14 protein-coding genes and 1 pseudogene are annotated in these 15,087 nt (G+C 71.6%); 1 reads left to right on the top strand and 14 read right to left on the bottom strand.

The genetic code is table 11. The features are described 5' to 3' along the window. Positions 1 to 80: 80 nt before the first annotated feature. Positions 81 to 926, top strand: a pseudogene (locus AB0472_RS27725) (serine hydrolase); the annotation flags it as partial. Positions 927 to 1,015: 89 nt separating this feature from the next. Here AB0472_RS27725 and AB0472_RS27720 read toward each other — a convergent pair. The 14 genes from AB0472_RS27720 to AB0472_RS27655 form a co-directional block, all read right to left on the bottom strand. After that, positions 1,016 to 2,368, bottom strand: coding sequence for a glycosyltransferase 87 family protein (locus AB0472_RS27720; RefSeq protein WP_366360078.1), 1,353 nt, complete (start codon positions 2,366 to 2,368; stop codon positions 1,016 to 1,018). Then, the gene (gene mptB, locus AB0472_RS27715) at positions 2,365 to 3,759 is read right to left on the bottom strand and encodes a polyprenol phosphomannose-dependent alpha 1,6 mannosyltransferase MptB (RefSeq protein WP_366360076.1); all 1,395 of its coding nucleotides are present in this window, start codon (positions 3,757 to 3,759) and stop codon (positions 2,365 to 2,367) included. The genes AB0472_RS27720 and mptB overlap by 4 nt, the downstream gene beginning before the upstream one ends. A gap of 208 nt (positions 3,760 to 3,967) precedes the next feature. Then, positions 3,968 to 4,906, bottom strand: coding sequence for a glutaminase (locus tag AB0472_RS27710; RefSeq protein ID WP_366360074.1), 939 nt, complete (start codon positions 4,904 to 4,906; stop codon positions 3,968 to 3,970). A gap of 36 nt (positions 4,907 to 4,942) precedes the next feature. After that, positions 4,943 to 6,346 carry an aspartate ammonia-lyase gene (gene aspA / locus AB0472_RS27705; protein WP_366360072.1) on the bottom strand — a complete coding sequence of 468 codons (1,404 nt, stop codon included), beginning with the start codon at positions 6,344 to 6,346 and terminating at the stop codon, positions 4,943 to 4,945. A 117-nt stretch (positions 6,347 to 6,463) separates the two neighbouring features. Continuing rightward, complete coding sequence (locus AB0472_RS27700; RefSeq protein WP_366360071.1) at positions 6,464 to 7,474, bottom strand: asparaginase; 1,011 nt, start codon at positions 7,472 to 7,474, stop codon at positions 6,464 to 6,466. A 43-nt stretch (positions 7,475 to 7,517) separates the two neighbouring features. Next, positions 7,518 to 8,957, bottom strand: coding sequence for an amino acid permease (locus tag AB0472_RS27695; RefSeq protein ID WP_366360070.1), 1,440 nt, complete (start codon positions 8,955 to 8,957; stop codon positions 7,518 to 7,520). Beyond that, positions 8,954 to 9,631: a FadR/GntR family transcriptional regulator gene (locus tag AB0472_RS27690; protein WP_366360220.1), complete on the bottom strand. Its 678-nt coding sequence runs from the start codon at positions 9,629 to 9,631 to the stop codon at positions 8,954 to 8,956. Before AB0472_RS27690 ends, AB0472_RS27695 begins: the two co-directional genes overlap by 4 nt. Positions 9,632 to 9,815: 184 nt before the next feature. Next, the gene (locus AB0472_RS27685; protein WP_366360068.1) at positions 9,816 to 10,652 is read right to left on the bottom strand and encodes an undecaprenyl-diphosphate phosphatase; all 837 of its coding nucleotides are present in this window, start codon (positions 10,650 to 10,652) and stop codon (positions 9,816 to 9,818) included. Positions 10,653 to 10,723: 71 nt separating this feature from the next. Beyond that, the gene (gene crcB / locus AB0472_RS27680) at positions 10,724 to 11,098 is read right to left on the bottom strand and encodes a fluoride efflux transporter CrcB (protein WP_366360066.1); all 375 of its coding nucleotides are present in this window, start codon (positions 11,096 to 11,098) and stop codon (positions 10,724 to 10,726) included. Further along, positions 11,095 to 11,475 carry a DUF190 domain-containing protein gene (locus tag AB0472_RS27675; protein WP_366360065.1) on the bottom strand — a complete coding sequence of 127 codons (381 nt, stop codon included), beginning with the start codon at positions 11,473 to 11,475 and terminating at the stop codon, positions 11,095 to 11,097. Before AB0472_RS27675 ends, crcB (AB0472_RS27680) begins: the two co-directional genes overlap by 4 nt. Then, entirely contained in the window at positions 11,472 to 11,933 is a 462-nt protein-coding gene (crcB, locus tag AB0472_RS27670) for a fluoride efflux transporter CrcB (RefSeq protein WP_366360063.1), read from the bottom strand. The genes AB0472_RS27675 and crcB (AB0472_RS27670) overlap by 4 nt, the downstream gene beginning before the upstream one ends. 69 nt (positions 11,934 to 12,002) lie before the next feature. Further along, positions 12,003 to 12,956, bottom strand: a complete 954-nt coding sequence (locus tag AB0472_RS27665) for an SMP-30/gluconolactonase/LRE family protein (protein ID WP_366360061.1) — start codon at positions 12,954 to 12,956, stop codon at positions 12,003 to 12,005. A 29-nt stretch (positions 12,957 to 12,985) separates the two neighbouring features. After that, positions 12,986 to 13,273 (bottom strand): ArsR family transcriptional regulator, encoded by a 288-nt coding sequence (locus AB0472_RS27660; protein ID WP_366360059.1) that lies wholly within the window; start codon positions 13,271 to 13,273, stop codon positions 12,986 to 12,988. Between the two features lie 210 nt (positions 13,274 to 13,483). Further along, the gene (locus tag AB0472_RS27655) at positions 13,484 to 15,043 is read right to left on the bottom strand and encodes an arabinogalactan endo-1,4-beta-galactosidase (protein ID WP_366360218.1); all 1,560 of its coding nucleotides are present in this window, start codon (positions 15,041 to 15,043) and stop codon (positions 13,484 to 13,486) included. Positions 15,044 to 15,087: the final 44 nt, after the last annotated feature.

Below are 15,087 nucleotides of genomic sequence, written 5' to 3'. Positions count from 1 at the left end.
GTGCGGCATCCGGGTTGCACACTGCGTCCGACCGGCCCTGACAGCGCGCCGGACACCGCCCCCATTCCTACGTTGATCATATGACGATCGGATTCCCTGACCGATTCCCTCGGCGAGTGGCGGTGACCACCTGCTCCGTCTGCCTGGCGGGCCTGCTGGCACTGACGCCCGGCACGGCCGCCGCGGGCACCGCGGCGCTCGACCCGGCCCCGCCCCCGAGGGCGGTGGTGCCCGGACCGTCGCTGCTCTACCACTCCGGCACGCAGGTGCGGCCGCACCCGGGAGCCCCGGAGCTCCCGGACCTCTCCGCACTCTCCTGGCTGGTCGCCGACGCGCACACCGGCCAGGTGCTGGCGGCCAGCCACGCACACCGCCAGCTGCCACCGGCCAGCACCCTCAAGACCCTGTTCGCGCTCACCGTGCTGCCCGTCCTGCCCGCCGACCTCCCGCACCGCGTGACGTCCAGGGAACTGGCGGACGTCCCCGAGGACAGCAGCGTGGTCGGCGTCGAGGCGGGCCACACGTACCAGGTGTCCGACCTGTGGCGCGGGGTCTTCCTCAGCTCGGGGAACGACGCCGTGCACGTCCTGGCCGCACTCGACGGCGGCTGGCAGCGCACCACCGCCCGGATGCAGGCCAACGCGCGTGCCCTGGGCGCCCTCGACACCCAGGTCAGGTCCCCCGACGGGTACGACGCACCGGGCCAGGTCTCCTCCGCCTTCGACCTCGCGGTGTTCGGCCGGGAGGGGCTGCGCAACCCCGACTTCGCGCGGTACTGCTCCACCGCCGAGGCCCGCTTCCCGGACGCCACCGGCTGGTCTTTCGGCATCGAGAACACCAACCGGCTGCTGACCGGTGCGGACGGTGTGGGGCGGTACCCCGGGCTGATCGGGATCAAGAACGGCTACACCACCAACGCCGGCAACACCCTCGTCGCCGCCGCCAGGCGCGGCGGGCGCACCCTCCTCGTGACCGTGATGAACCCTCAGGACGGCAGCGTCTACGACGAGGCCCGTCAGCTGCTCGACTGGGGTTTCGAGGCGGCCGGACGGGTCGACCCGGTGGGCTCGCTGGACGCCCTGCGGGCCAAGCCGCGGCCCCGGCCGGGCCCGAGCACCGTACCGATGGCGGCGGCCACGGCGCCCTGGGACGACTCCGACTGGTGGGAGACCGCCGCCGTCGCCGGGTTCGCGGTGCTCGGCGCGGGCGCCGTCACCCTGGCCGTGCGGCTCAGGAGCGAACGCTCCGGCCGGGACTGACCGACCGGCAGGCCGAGCAGCAGGCCCAGCGTGATCCAGGTGTAGATGTTGCTGCCGAGGAACCCGTCGATGCCGGACGCGTCGTCGAACCACAGCCACACCACGCTGGTGCACATCACCGCGTAGAGGGCGCCCGCGAGCCGCGGGTGCCCGGCGCGCGCCAGCAGCACGAACGACGGCAGCACCCACACCAGGTGGTGCACCCAGGTGATCGGGCTGACCAGGCAGGCGGCGAGGCCGGTGAGCGCGAAGGCCACCGTCCAGTCGCCGGCCACGACGGCCCTGCGGGTCCGCCACGCCCACACGGCCAGGGTGAGCAGCACCAGGATCGCCCACAGCGGCTTGTCCGGATGGCCGAGCCGGGCCAGCACGCCCTGCAGCGACTGGTTCGAGACATAGTCGAGCCGGCCGACCCTGCTGGTGTCCCAGAGCGCCTGGGTCCAGTAGAAGCGGGACGCCCGCGGGTCGGCCCAGGCGGCGAGCCCGGTCGCGGCGAGCGCCACGGCCGTGGCGACACCGGCCGCCCGCCATTTGCGGCCGATCAGCAGCATGAGGATGAACAGGGCCGGCGTGAGCTTGATCGCGGCGGCGAGCCCGATGCCGGCCCCCGCCCAGCGGCCCCGCCCGCTGCGCAGCAGACAGCAGTCCGCGAGCACCAGGGCGAGCAGTACGAGGTTCACCTGGCCGAAGCTGAAGGTGTCCCGCAACGGCTCGAACAGCGCCAGCCCGCACAGCGCGAGCGCCCACCGGTACCAGCCCCAGCGCCGCCAGCCGGGCCCGGCCATGATGCGCAGCACGAACGCCAGCGCGGCCAGGTTCAGCAGCAGCGAGGCCGCGATGGCCAGGTGCAGCCCCACCAGCGCCATGGGGAGCATCCCGACGGCGGCGAACGGCGGATACGTGAACCCGTACGTCGTGCCGGGCACCCGGTAGTCGTAGATCCGGCCGCCGTGGTGCACCCAGGTGTGCACGGTGCCGTAGTAGACGCGCAGGTCGAACCAGTCGCGCAGGAGCGGCACGGTGGCCGTGAACACGGTCACGGCGGCGACGAGGACCAGGACGAGCAGCAGCCGCCCCCGGTCGGTCCGCGGTCTCGTCGGGGGCCTCATGCCGTACGTCCCACGGCCGGGGCCTGCGCGGCCTGGTGGGCCTGCCAGAGCACGACCACGCCGAGCACCCCGCCGGAGACGGCGAGGACCAGCTGGCCGATGTCGGCGGGGCCGCCGCTGGGCAGCACGGCCAGGGCGAGCACGCCGGTGACGGCCGCCACCCGGTGCCGAACCGAGGTGCTGGGCGCCGCGGCCGCTATCAGGAACAGGCCCCAGATGGCGTACCAGGGGCGGATCGCCGGCCCGAAGGCGGCGACGGCGGCCAGGCTCAGGCCGAGGGCGTAGACCGGGCGGGGCCGCAGCCGGACCCATATCAGCAGCACGGTCACCGCGGTGAGCGCGAGCCCGAGCAGGTGCCAGGCCGGGACGGCGAGCGGTGCGAGATCGCTGCCGAAGTGTTCGAGGATCCGGCCGGTGGCGCGGCCGAGCAGGCTGCTGAGCGCCCAGTTGTGCGGGGAGACGGGCGTGTCGAGGGCCCTGATCCAGCCGTACCCGGTCCCGGCGACGGCGGTCGCCACCACCGTCGTCGCCCCGGACGCGACCGCCGTCGTCAGGGTGGCCCGCACGGGACTGCGGCCCTTGCGGGCCTGGACGACGATCACCGCGAGCAACCCGAGGGCGGCGGGTGCCTTGACCAGCGCGGCGAGCGTGACGAGCACGGCTCCCAGGACCGGCCAGCGGCCGAGCGCCGCGACCAGGCCGAGGCCGAGCAGGCCGAGCATGATGGCGTCGTTGTGGGCGCCGGCGACCAGGTGCAGCAGCACCAGCGGGTTGAGGGCGCCGAGCCAGAGCGCGGCGGCCGGGTCGGCGCCGCTGTGCCGGGCGAGCCGGGGCAGCGCGGCCGCCATCAGGCCGACGCCGAGCAGGGCCACCAGCCGCATCCCGAAGAGCCCGGCCGGCAGTTCACCGCGGGTCAGCCCGGAGAGCAGCGAGGCCACACCCATGAACGCGGGGCCGTAGGGCGCGGCGGTGTTCTGCCACACCGGGGCGACCTCGTCGGCGAGCGGGCCGCCGAGCTGGGCGGGCCCCGACGTGTAGACGTCCATGTGCGCGTCGACCATGGCGCCCTGCGCGAGGTAGCTGTACACGTCCCGGCTGAACAGCGGGGGCGCCAGCAGCAGCGGTGCCGCCCAGACGGCGAGGACCAGCAGCAGCTGTCGCGGGGTGGGCGGTTCGGAACCGCGCACGAGGCGGCCCAGCAGCAGCCATGCCGCGATCAGCAGCACGACGCCGAAGTAGACGCCGACCAGGCCGAACGCCGCCTGCACGGAGCTGGGTGCGAGCAGATCCGCCACGGGCAGGGCGCCGGCTGTCTCACCTCCCAGGGCCAGGAAGGCGGTGCCGGCCAGGCCCAGAACCTGGCAGCGGCGGAGATCGACGGGGAAAGCCATGGCCAACACTGGGTCAGCGTGTCAATGGTGGGTGGCCGGGAAACGACGGGGCGATTTCTTGGGAGCGGCCTACTTGTTACCTGTGTGTGGTGCGTTGTCGGGTGCGGGCGAGGTGGGGGCTGGTCGCGCCCGCGCGGCGAGCCGCACATCGATACAGCCCCGCGCCCCTGCCGGGGCGCTCCGGTCCCGGCGACGAACAGATCGGTTCCTAGAACACCGACAGGCCGGTCAGTGTCGTGAAGCGGTCGAGCGCCGCCACCCCCGCCACCGAGTTGCCCCGCTCGTCCAGGCCGGGGCTCCAGACGCACAGGGCGCAACGGCCCGGCACCACGGCGATGATGCCGCCCCCGACCCCGCTCTTGCCCGGCAGGCCGACCCGGTAGGCGAACTCGCCTGCCGCGTCGTACGTCCCGCACGTCAGCATGACGGCGTTGACCTGCTTGGCCTGGCTTCTGGTCAGCAGGCGGGTGCCGTCGGAGCGGATGCCGTGGCGGGCCAGGAACGTGGTCGCGAGGGCCAGGTCGGCGCAGGAGGCGGCGACGGAGCACTGGCGGAAGTACTGGTCGAGGAGGACAGGTATGTCGTTGTCGATGTTGCCGTAGGAGGCCATGAAGTGGGCCAGCGCGGCGTTGCGGTCGCCGTGCTGGGACTCGGAGGCGGCCACCTCCTTGTCGAAGTCCAGGGAGGGGTTGCCGCTCTCGGCGCGCAGGAAGGCAAGGAGTTCGCCGGCCGCGTCCGCGGTACGGGTCTGCAGGCGGTCGGTGACGACGAGCGCGCCCGCGTTGATGAACGGGTTGCGCGGGATGCCGTTCTCGTACTCCAGCTGGACCAGGGAGTTGAAGGGGTTGCCGGAGGGTTCGCGGCCGACGTGTTCCCAGAGTTCGTCGCCCTCGCGGGCCAGGTCGAGGGCGAGCGTGAAGACCTTCGTGATGGACTGCGTGGAGAACGGCTGCCGCCAGTCGCCGACGCCGTAGACCGTGCCGTCCAGCTCGGCGACCGCCATGCCGAAGCTTCGGGGGTCGCAGGCGGCGAGCGCCGGGATGTAGTCGGCGGGCCGGCCGCGGCCCGGCGTCCGCTCCATCTCCTCGGCGATGCGCTCCAGGACCGGCAGGAACGTTGGCGACGACGTCATTGTCATGATCACCATTGTGCCTCCGGACCGGTCCTGGTGCGCAGTCGCAGGTCAGACCGGGGGTGAGCCGCTGCCCGCGAGGATCTCGGGACGCAGCAGGTCGGCGAGTCGCTCGGCGGGCAACAGGCCCTTCTCCAGGACCAGTTCAGCAACCCCCCGGCCGGTCACGAGGGCTTCCTTCGCGATGTCGGTGGCCGCCGTGTACCCGATGTACGGGTTGAGGGCGGTGACCAGGCCGATGGAGTTCTCGACCGTGGCCCGCAGCACCTCGGTGTTGGCGGTGATGCCGTCGACGCACCGCTCGGCCAGCGTGAGGCAGGCGTTGCGCAGGTGCGTGATGCTCTCCGACAGGGAGTGCAGGATGATCGGCTCGAAGGCGTTCAGCTGGAGCTGCCCGGCCTCGGCGGCCATGGTGATGGCGACGTCGTTGCCGATGACCTCGAAGGCGACCTGGTTGACGACCTCGGGGATCACCGGGTTGACCTTGCCCGGCATGATCGACGAACCGGCCTGCACGGGCGGCAGGTTGATCTCGCCGAGCCCGGCCCGCGGCCCGGACGACAGCAGCCGCAGGTCGTTGCAGCTCTTGGAGAGCTTGACCGCGATCCGCTTGAGCACGCCGGACATCTGCACGAACGCCCCGCAGTCCTGCGTCGCCTCCACCAGGTTGGCGGCGGTGACCAGGGGCAGCCCGGTGATCCCGGCGAGGTGCCGGCGCACCGACCCGGCGTACCCGGCGGGCGCGTTGAGGCCGGTCCCGATCGCCGTGGCACCGAGGTTGATCTCGTGGATCAGCTCGACGGCCTCGGCGAGCCGGCTGCGGTCCTCGTCGAGCATGACGGCGAATGCGGAGAACTCCTGCCCGAGCGTCATCGGCACCGCGTCCTGCAACTGCGTACGGCCCATCTTCAGCACGTCACGGAACTCGACGGCCTTGCGCCCGAAGGAGTCCTGGAGCACCGCCATCGCCTGGAGCAGGCCACGCACCGCGAACACGGTCGCGATCTTGACGGCGGTCGGGTAGACGTCGTTGGTCGACTGCCCCAGATTGACGTCCTCGTTGGGGTGCAGGTACCCGTACTCCCCCTTGCCGTGCCCCATCAGCTCCAGCGCCCGGTTCGCCACGACCTCGTTGGCGTTCATGTTCGTCGAGGTCCCGGCACCGCCCTGGATCACGTCGACGACGAACTGGTCGTGCAGCCTGCCGGCCCGTATCTCCCGGCAGGCGGCCACGATCGCGGCGGCCTTCTCCGGCGCCAGCAGCCCCAGTTCCTCGTTGGCGAGCGCGGCGGCCTCCTTGACGGCGGCGAGCGCGTCGATCAGGTGCGGGTAGGCGGAGATCGTCGTGCCGGTGATGGGGAAGTTCTCGGTCGCACGGAGCGTGTGCACACCCCAGTAGGCATCGGCGGGCACATCACGGTCGCCGAGCAGGTCGTGTTCGCTGCGAACAGTCATGAAGGAACGATTCCTCTTTCAAAAGAGTGAGGGTGAAGCGCCCCCTTGGGGGCGCGGGGAACTGCGCGACCAGCCACGGACGACTCGCAGCCGCCCACGACATGGCCGCCCAGCCCCTCAGGCGCACACCGAAACCGGCTCCAGCGAACGAACGGGCCGCACACGCCCGACCTCCCGCCCACCACCGAGCAGCGCCTCCCCGGCGAACTCGGTGAGCAGTTCCGGGGAGACCCCGGCCCGCGCCAGCGCCGCCGCGGCCACCGGAACCCGCGCCCGGTCCGCCCCGTCGGAGATCTTCACGGCGACGGCGCGGCCGTCCGGCAGCGCGGCCACCTCGACGCCCTCGAAGCCGTCCTTGGCCAGCAGCCCCGGCACGGCCGCCATCAGCGCGGCCACGTCACGCCCCGCCCCGGACGCCATCTCGGCGTGCTCCCGCATCGCGTCGGCGACCCGGGCCTCCGGCGTGCCCGGCACGGCGGTGGCGATCCGCGACACCGCGCGCGCCAGCCCGTGCAGGGAGACGGAGAACAGGGGCGCCCCGCACCCGTCCACGGTCGTCGCCGCGACCCGCTGCCCGGTCAGGTCCTCGACGATCTCGGCGATGGCCTGCTGCAGCGGGTGCGCCGGATCGAGGTAGTCCTCCAGGGACCACCCGTTGAGCTTCGCCGTCCACAGCATCGCCGCGTGCTTGCCGGAGCAGTTCTGGGCCAGGCGCGACGGCTGGCGGCCGGCCCGGATCCACTCGTCCCGCACCGCGGAGCCGTACGGCATGTCGGGCACGTTGCGCAGGTCGACCTCGGTCAGTCCGGCGAGGCCGAGGATGCGCCGGGTCCCGGCGAGGTGCCGCTCCTCGCCGGAGTGGCTGGCGGCGGCCAGCGAGAGCAGGTCGCCGTCGAGGGGCAGCCCGGCCCGCAGCATGGCGACGGCCTGGACGGGCTTGAGGGCGGAGCGCGGGTAGAACGCGGCCTCGATGTCGCCGAGCTGGAACTGGACCTGTCCGTCGGTGCCGAGGACGACGACGGAGCCGTAGTGGATGCCCTCGACGACCCCGCCGCGGATGAGGTGGGCGACGGGGGCGTGGAGGGGTTCACGGACGACGGGTGCGGCCGCGGGGGAACTGCTGTACATCACTGCCTGGTCTCGGGTGAGGTGGGAGGGACCGGTTCGCGGGTCACGCGTCGGTTCCGGTGGACGGGTGCGCGAGGCGGCGGCGGACGGCGTACCAGCCGGCGACCAGCGCGGCGGCGATCAGCGGCAGGCACAGCACGGTGGTGCGTCCGGCGCCGCCGTCGGCGTACATGAGGACCAGGACGGAGACGAGGAACGCCAGCGTCACGATCTCGGTCCACGGGGAACCCGGCAGGCGGTAGCCGGGGCGGGTGAGTTCGCCGTTCTGGGTCTTCCGCCAGAACAGCAGGTGACAGAGCATGATCATGCCCCAGGTGGCGAGGATGCCGATCGCCGCGAAGTTCAGGACGATCTCGAAGGCGTCGGCGGGGACCACGAAGTTGAGGCCGACGCCGAGCACACAGATACCGCTGGTGAGCAGGATGCCGCCGTACGGGACCTGGCTGCGGCTCATCCTCGCGGTGAACTTCGGGGCGGAGCCGTTGACGGCCATGGAGCGCAGGATGCGGCCGGTGGAGTAGAGGCCGGAGTTGAGCGAGGACATGGCCGCGGTGAGGACGACGAGGTTCATCACGCCGCCGGCCGCCGGGACGCCGATGTGCGAGAGGACGGTGACGAAGGGGCTCTGGCCGGCCGTGTACTTGTTCCAGGGCAGCAGCATCGACAGGAGGACGACGGAGCCGACGTAGAACAGGCCGACGCGCCACATGATCGAGTTGATCGCCTTCGGCATGATCTTCTCGGGGTTCTCGGTCTCGCCCGCGGCGACGCCGACCAGCTCGACCGAGGCGTAGGCGAAGACGACGCCCTGGATGATCAGCAACATCGGCAGCAGGCCGTTCGGGAAGACGCCGCCGTTGTCGGTGATCAGGGACGGGCCCGGGGACGCGCCGTCGACGGGGTGCTGGGTGACCAGCAGGAAGATGCCGATGACCATGAAGATCACCAGGGCGCTGACCTTGACGATCGCGAACCAGAACTCGAGTTCGCCGAAGATCTTGACCGAGATCAGGTTCACGGTCAGGACGACGGCCAGGGCGATCAGCGCGATCACCCACTGGGGTATGTCGGAGAACATGCCCCAGTAGTGGGTGTAGGTGGCGACCGCGGTGATGTCGGCGATGCCGGTGGTCGCCCAGTTCAGGAAGTACATCCAGCCCGCGGTGTACGCGCCCTTCTCGCCCAGGAACTCCCGGGCGTACGACACGAAGGCGCCGGAGGAGGGGCGGTACAGGACGAGTTCGCCGAGGGCGCGCACGACGAGGAAGGCGAAGACGCCGCAGACCGCGTACGCGACGAAGAGCGAGGGTCCCGCGTCGGCGAGGCGGCCGCCGGCGCCGAGGAAGAGACCGGTGCCGATGGCTCCGCCGATGGCGATCATGTTGACGTGCCGGTGCTTCAGCGACTTGCTGTAGCCGTGGTCCCCGGCGTCGACGTGACGGGACGAGGGGCGCGTCTCGTCCTTGAGGTGCTGTTCGCTCACGCCTGGGTGCCGCCTTCCTGGTGCTGGTCCGTGCGCGCGGGGCGCACGATGTGGGTGAGGGTGGTCTCGACGCGGTCGAGGTGGTGGCTCATGGCGTCCACCGCGTCGATCTCGGAACCGTCGACCAGGGCCTCGACGATGGCCCGGTGCTCCCGGTTGGACTGTTCGCGGCGGTCACCCAGCTCGTTGAGGAAGGCCGACTGACGCGCCAGTGCGTCCCGGATCTCCTCGATGACCCGGCGGAACACCGGGTTCTGGGCGGCCTCGGCCACGGCCAGGTGGAAGAGGGTGTCCATCGCGACCCACGCGGTGGTGTCCGTCTCCCGCTCCATGCGGTCGAGCAGATGGGCGAGGTGGTCCAGGTTCTCCGGGGTGCGGCGCAGCGCCGCGTACCCGGCGACCGGGATCTCGATGTGCCGGCGCACCTCGAGCAGGTCGCTGGCCGCGTAGTCGCCGAAGGTGGGGTCCTCGACGGCGCTCGCGACCACGAAGGTGCCCTTGCCGGTCTTGGAGACGGTCAGGCCCATGGTCTGCAGGGCCCGCAGGGCCTCGCGCAGGACGGGCCTGCTGATCTCCAGGGTGCGGCAGAGCTCCGCCTCGGAGGGGAGCTTGTCGCCCACCGCGTACTCGCCGCGCTCGATGGCGCCGCGCAGGTGCGCCAGTACCGCCTCCATGGCGCTCACACGGCGCGGGGGCTGTCCGGCTGTCGGGCTGTCTGACAGGTTCACGGGTGAGATGTTCCGGGTTGCGGGACGAGGCTGTCAAGGTTTCGAGACGGGAAAACATTCACGGGGCGCGACACCTGAATGCAGGCATCACACCCCGTGGCGGAGCGGTGGCGCGTCGAACGGCGGCCGGTCAGGCGTTGATGGTGCCCGTGGCGAGCAGGCCGAAGACCGCCAGGCCGATCACGATCCGGTAGATCACGAACGCGTTGAAGGAGTGCTTGGCGACGAACTTCAGCAGCCAGGCGATGGAGGCGTAGGCGACCACGAAGGAGACGATCGTGCCGACGGCCAGCGGGGCGGCGCCCACGCCCGCGCCGAGGGCGTCCTTGAGCTCGTAGATGCCGGCGCCGGTCAGGGCCGGGATGCCGAGGAAGAAGGAGAGGCGGGTGGCGGCGACCCGGTCCAGGTCCAGGATGAGCGCGGTGGACATGGTGGCGCCGGAGCGGGAGAAGCCGGGGAAGAGCAGGGCGAGGATCTGGGAGCAGCCGACCAGCATCGCATCCTTGAAGGAGGTGTCGTCCTCACCCCGCTTGTGGCGGCCCATCTGGTCCGCGCACCACATCACGCCGGAGCCGACGATCAGCGAGCCGGCCACCACCCACAGCGAGGCGAGCGGCCCGTCGATCAGCGGCTTGGCGGCGAGACCGACCAGGACGATCGGGATGGTCGAGTAGATGACCCACCAGGCGAACTTGTAGTCGTGGTGGTAGCGCTCGTTCTTGTTGACCAGTCCCCGGCCCCAGGCGGAGACGATCCGCTTGATGTCCTTGAAGAAGTACACCAGCACGGCGGCGATGGCGCCGACCTGGATGACGGCGGAGAACCCGACGACGGACTGGTCGTCGACGGGGATGTTCATGAGCCCCTCGGTGATCTTGAGGTGGCCGGTGGAGGACACCGGGAGGAACTCGGTCACCCCCTCGACTACCCCGAGGATGGCGGCCTGGCCGACGGAGATGGCGCTCATGGGATCCAGTTCTGCAGAGTTTGGTCGACAGTGCTGTAGACAGTCTTACAGGCAGGGGCGAGAAGCAAGTCCTAAGCCCAGACGGCCTGGGCGATCGCCACCCCGGCGAAGGCCGCCCCGAGCCCCGCCACGAGGCTCGCGACGACGTTGGCGGCAGCGTAGAGCCCGGCGCCGGTCTCGGTCAGCCGGAGGGTCTCATAGGAGAACGTCGAGTACGTCGTCAGCGCCCCGCACAGCCCGGTACCCACCAGCAGCTGGAGGTGCGGGCTCGCGGCGCCCGCCGCGGCCGCACCGGTCAGCAGGCCCAGGACCAGGCAGCCGGTGACGTTCACCACGAAGGTGCCCCAGGGGAAGACGGAGTCGTGCCTGGCCTGGACGGCGCGGTCGGTGAGGTAGCGGAGCGGAGCACCGACCATGGCGCCGAGGACCACCAACAGCCAGTTCACAACGAGTTCTTACCCTTCACGTCCGATTCGCCGGTTTCCGCGGCCCGGCCGACATACCGGATGACCTCGCAGTCGTCCAGGGTCACCAGCCCTTCGGTCACCAGTTCGTCCAGCTGCGGCAGGAACGCCCGGATCCGCTCCTCCGTGTCCACGACGACGACCGCCACCGGCAGGTCCTCGCTGAGCGACAGCAGCCGCGAGGTGTGGATGCGGGAGGAGGCGCCGAAGCCCTCGATCCCCCGGAAGACGCTGGCGCCCGCGAGTCCGGCAGCGTGGGCGCGGTGCACGATCTCCGTGTAGAGGGGCTTGTGGTGCCAGATGTCGTCCTCGCCGATGTACACGGTCAGGCGCAGGGCGCGGCCGGTCAGTCTCGTCATCGCTGCCTCCGGGTGAGGACACGCCGGGTCAGGGTCGCGGCGCACCAGACCGCCGCGAGGGCCGCGCACAGGGTGGCGGCGAGGTAGGCGAGGCCGGTGGCGGGCCTGCCGTGGTCGACCAGCTTCTGGATGTCCACGGCGTAGGTGGAGAAGGTGGTGAAGCCGCCGAGGACGCCGGTGCCGAAGAAGGGCCGCACCAGGCGGTGCGCGGGGAGTCCCTCGGTGATCAGGACCAGGAAGGCGCCGATCACCGCGCAGCCGATGACGTTCGTCCAGAAGGTCGCCCAGGGAAATCCCCCGGCGGCCGTGGGCAGGGCCAGGGCAAGGCCGTAGCGGCCCACGGCGCCGAGCGCGCCGCCGGCGGCGACCACCGCGACGACGGGTGTCTGGGCGCCCCACTCGGGTCGCCGCCGCGGGGTCGGCTGGACGCGGAGGCTCTCGGCTTCCGGGGCTGTCATGGTCGTACGTCTCCTGTTCGGCACCGCCCCTGACGGGTGCCCCAGGGTACCGCCGGGCGTACCCGGCGGTCACTTCGCGGTGGGGGCCGCGCAGACCGCGACGCCGGGCTCCCGGACGCTGCCGAGCACGAGGTGGCGGCCGGTCCGGCAGACGCTGGTGACCATGCGGAAGCCGGAGTTGCGGCGGGCGAGGTGGTGGACGACCCGGCCGTGGTCGTCGAGGGCGAGGACGGCGAGGGTGCCGACCGGGCGGTAGGGGACGTGCACGGCGGCGCGGGCGGCCGCGCGGCGGACGGCGAGGGGGCTGCGGTGGAAGACGTCGAGCGGGGGGTTGCGCGGGCCCGCGAGGGCGACCCAGACGAGGTCGCCGTCGCGCCAGATGTTGTCGGGCATGCCGGGCAGTTCGGCGAAGAACTCCGCGCGGCCGGCCCGCGGGCCGGTGAGCCAGTAGCGGGTGAGGCGGTAGCCGCCGGTCTCGGCGACGATCAGGAAGGTGCCGTCGCCGCTCACGGTCAGCCCGTTGGCGAACTGGAAGCCCTCCCAGGCCACTTCGGCCGTGCGCGCACCCGGCGCGAGGCGCAGCAGGCGGCCGGTGCCGCTGTGCTCGACGATGTCACCGATCCACTGGCCGAGGGGGAACCGGCGACTGGACGCGGTGAAGTACACGGTGCCGTCGGGCAGGGCGACCACGTTGCTCGCGAACCGCAGCGGCTCCCCCTCGACCGTGTCGGCGAGGACGCGGACGGTGCCGTCGGCGAGGCCCACGCGCAGCAGGCCGCGTTCCGCGTCGCAGACCAGCAGGTCGCCGTCCGGGAGGAGGTCGAGGCCGAGCGGGCGGCCGCCGGTCCGGGCCAGCGTCCGGACCCGGGCGGTGTCCGGGTCGCCGAGGCCGTCCAGGCGCAGGATGCGGCCGTCCTCGACGCCGGTCAGGATCCGCCCGTCGGGATCCGTCACCACGTCCTCCGGGCCTCGGCCGCCGACGGCGACGTAGTGGAGGGGGACGAGGCGCGTGGGTCGGTCCATGACACCCATGGTGGCAGGGGTAACCGCTCTCACCAGCCCTTCTCGAACATCCGGGCCACCTCGGCGATGCGGATCTCGTCGCGCCGGTAGTAGACCCGGTGCCGGATGCGTTTGGTGCGGAGCAGGCCGAGCCGGGCCAGCAGGCCGAGATGGGCGCCGGCGACCTTGCGGGAGACCCCCAGCTTGGCGGCGACGGCCCGGACGGTGACGCCGTCCTCGGCGAGGTCGGCGTGGCGCTGGGGCGGGAAGTGGGCCGCCGGGTCCTTCAGCCAGTCGAGAACCTCCAGGCGGGTTGCGCTCGCGGTGTTCCTCAGCATCCGACCGGCCTCCGTCCCCTGCCTCCTCGCAGTGTCTGTTCCCACTGTCGCGCAGCCGAAGCCCCCACGTGCGGGGATCGGGGCGCGATGTCCGAGACCGAACGGCCGTACGAGTTCGGCCGGTCGGTGTCCTGCCCGCGGCGCGGCCGCGGAACACGGCGGAGGGGCCCGGCCGTCCCCTTTTACGGCCGGGCCGCCGTCCGTGGTGGTTCAGCGGTGGCTGAACCACGCCATGGAGGACAGCGCCCTGTCGTCGTAGCCGAACAGGGCCTGGTTCTCCCAGCCGCTGCCGGAGCCGGCGTCGGTCGGGTCCCAGCCGTTGCCGGTGACGGCGGTCCAGGTCGCCTCCCAGTAGAAGACGCCGAGGCCGCGGCCGTTCGGGACCGCCTCGACGATGCTCGCGACCGCGTTCATCCAGGCCAGCTGGCCGGCCGCGGTGGCCGGGTAGCCGGTGACGAGTTCGCCGGTGGTGTCGATCTGGTTCTCCAGCGAGTCGTCCTGGGCGAGGGTGAACGGGTAGGCGGTCTCGGCGACGAAGACCGGCTTGGAGTAGCGGGAGGCCACGTCGTCCAGGGTGGTCTGGGCGGCGGCCAGGGAGCCGTGCCAGTAGCCGTAGTACGACAGCCCGATCACGTCGTAGTCGATGCCGTAGGTCCTGGCGTTGTCGAACCACCAGCGGACCGTGGCGTCGTCGCCCGCGTCGGCCAGGTGCAGGGCGACCCGGGTGGCGGACGAGACCGCCTTGGCCGCGCTGTAGCCGGAGTTGATCAGGCCGGCGAGCTGGGACCAGTTGTCGGTGGAGCCCTCGGACCAGAGCATGCCGCCGTTGATCTCGTTGCCGATCTGGACCATGTCGGCTGTGGTGCCCTGGGACTTCAGCGCGTCGAGGACGTCGTACGTGTGGTTGTACACGTCGGTCTTCAGCCGGCTGTAGGAGTCGTCGGCCCAGGCGGCGGGCTTGGTCTGCTTGCCCGGGTCGGCCCAGGTGTCCGAGTAGTGGAAGTCGACCAGCAGCTTCATGCCGGCGGCCTTGATGCGCTTGGCCATGGCCAGCACATGGGCCTTGTCGTTGTAGCCGTCGGCCGGGTTGACCCAGACCTTCAGGCGCGCGTAGTTCATCCCGGCGTTCTTGAGGATGGTGACCGCGTCCCCGGTGGTGCCGGAGCTGGTCCTGTAGACCCCGCCCTTGGCCTCGCTCTTGGCGAGTGACGAGATGTCAGCACCCTTGATCGACAGGCCGGTCGACCCGGAGGCGAAGGTCAGGTCGTCGACGTTGATCCAGTTGCCCGCGTTGGCGTCCGAGTAGATGCCGATCGTGCACCGGTTGTCGGTCACCGCGATCGAGGTGACGATCCGCACCCAGCTGCTGGTGGAGACCGGCAGGTCGGTCTTCTGGTCCGAACTGCCGCAGTTCCTCAGGGACATGTACGCCGAGTTCTGCCCACCGCTGGAGCGGGTCCAGGCGGTGAGGGTGTAGGTGCCGTTGGCCAGCCCCGACAGGTACTGGTAGGTCTCCACCTTGTAGGCGGAGGCCGAGTAGTGGCTGAGACGGTAACTGCCGCCGTGGCCGCCGGACTCGGTGTACGAGGCGCCCGTGTCGCCGTACTCCGACCAGCCGGTGGGCGTGGCCACGCCCGCACCGTCCGACTCGAAGCCGCCGTTGGTGAGGGTGCTCGCCGCCCGGGCGGTCTGCGCGGGGAGGGCGGTGAGGGCGAGCCCGGCCAGGAGCGGCAGCAGCAGGGCCCTGAGGGTGCGTCTGGGATGGAACATCATCGTCCGTCGTCCCTTCGACGTGGCTGGAGAGGGGGTTCCTA

Origin of the sequence: Streptomyces sp. NPDC086777, from assembly GCF_040702065.1 — a bacterium.
Lineage (GTDB): Bacteria > Actinomycetota > Actinomycetes > Streptomycetales > Streptomycetaceae > Streptomyces.
The sequence above is the reverse complement of the archived record's forward strand: the minus strand, read 5'-3'. Positions and strand labels throughout refer to the sequence as shown.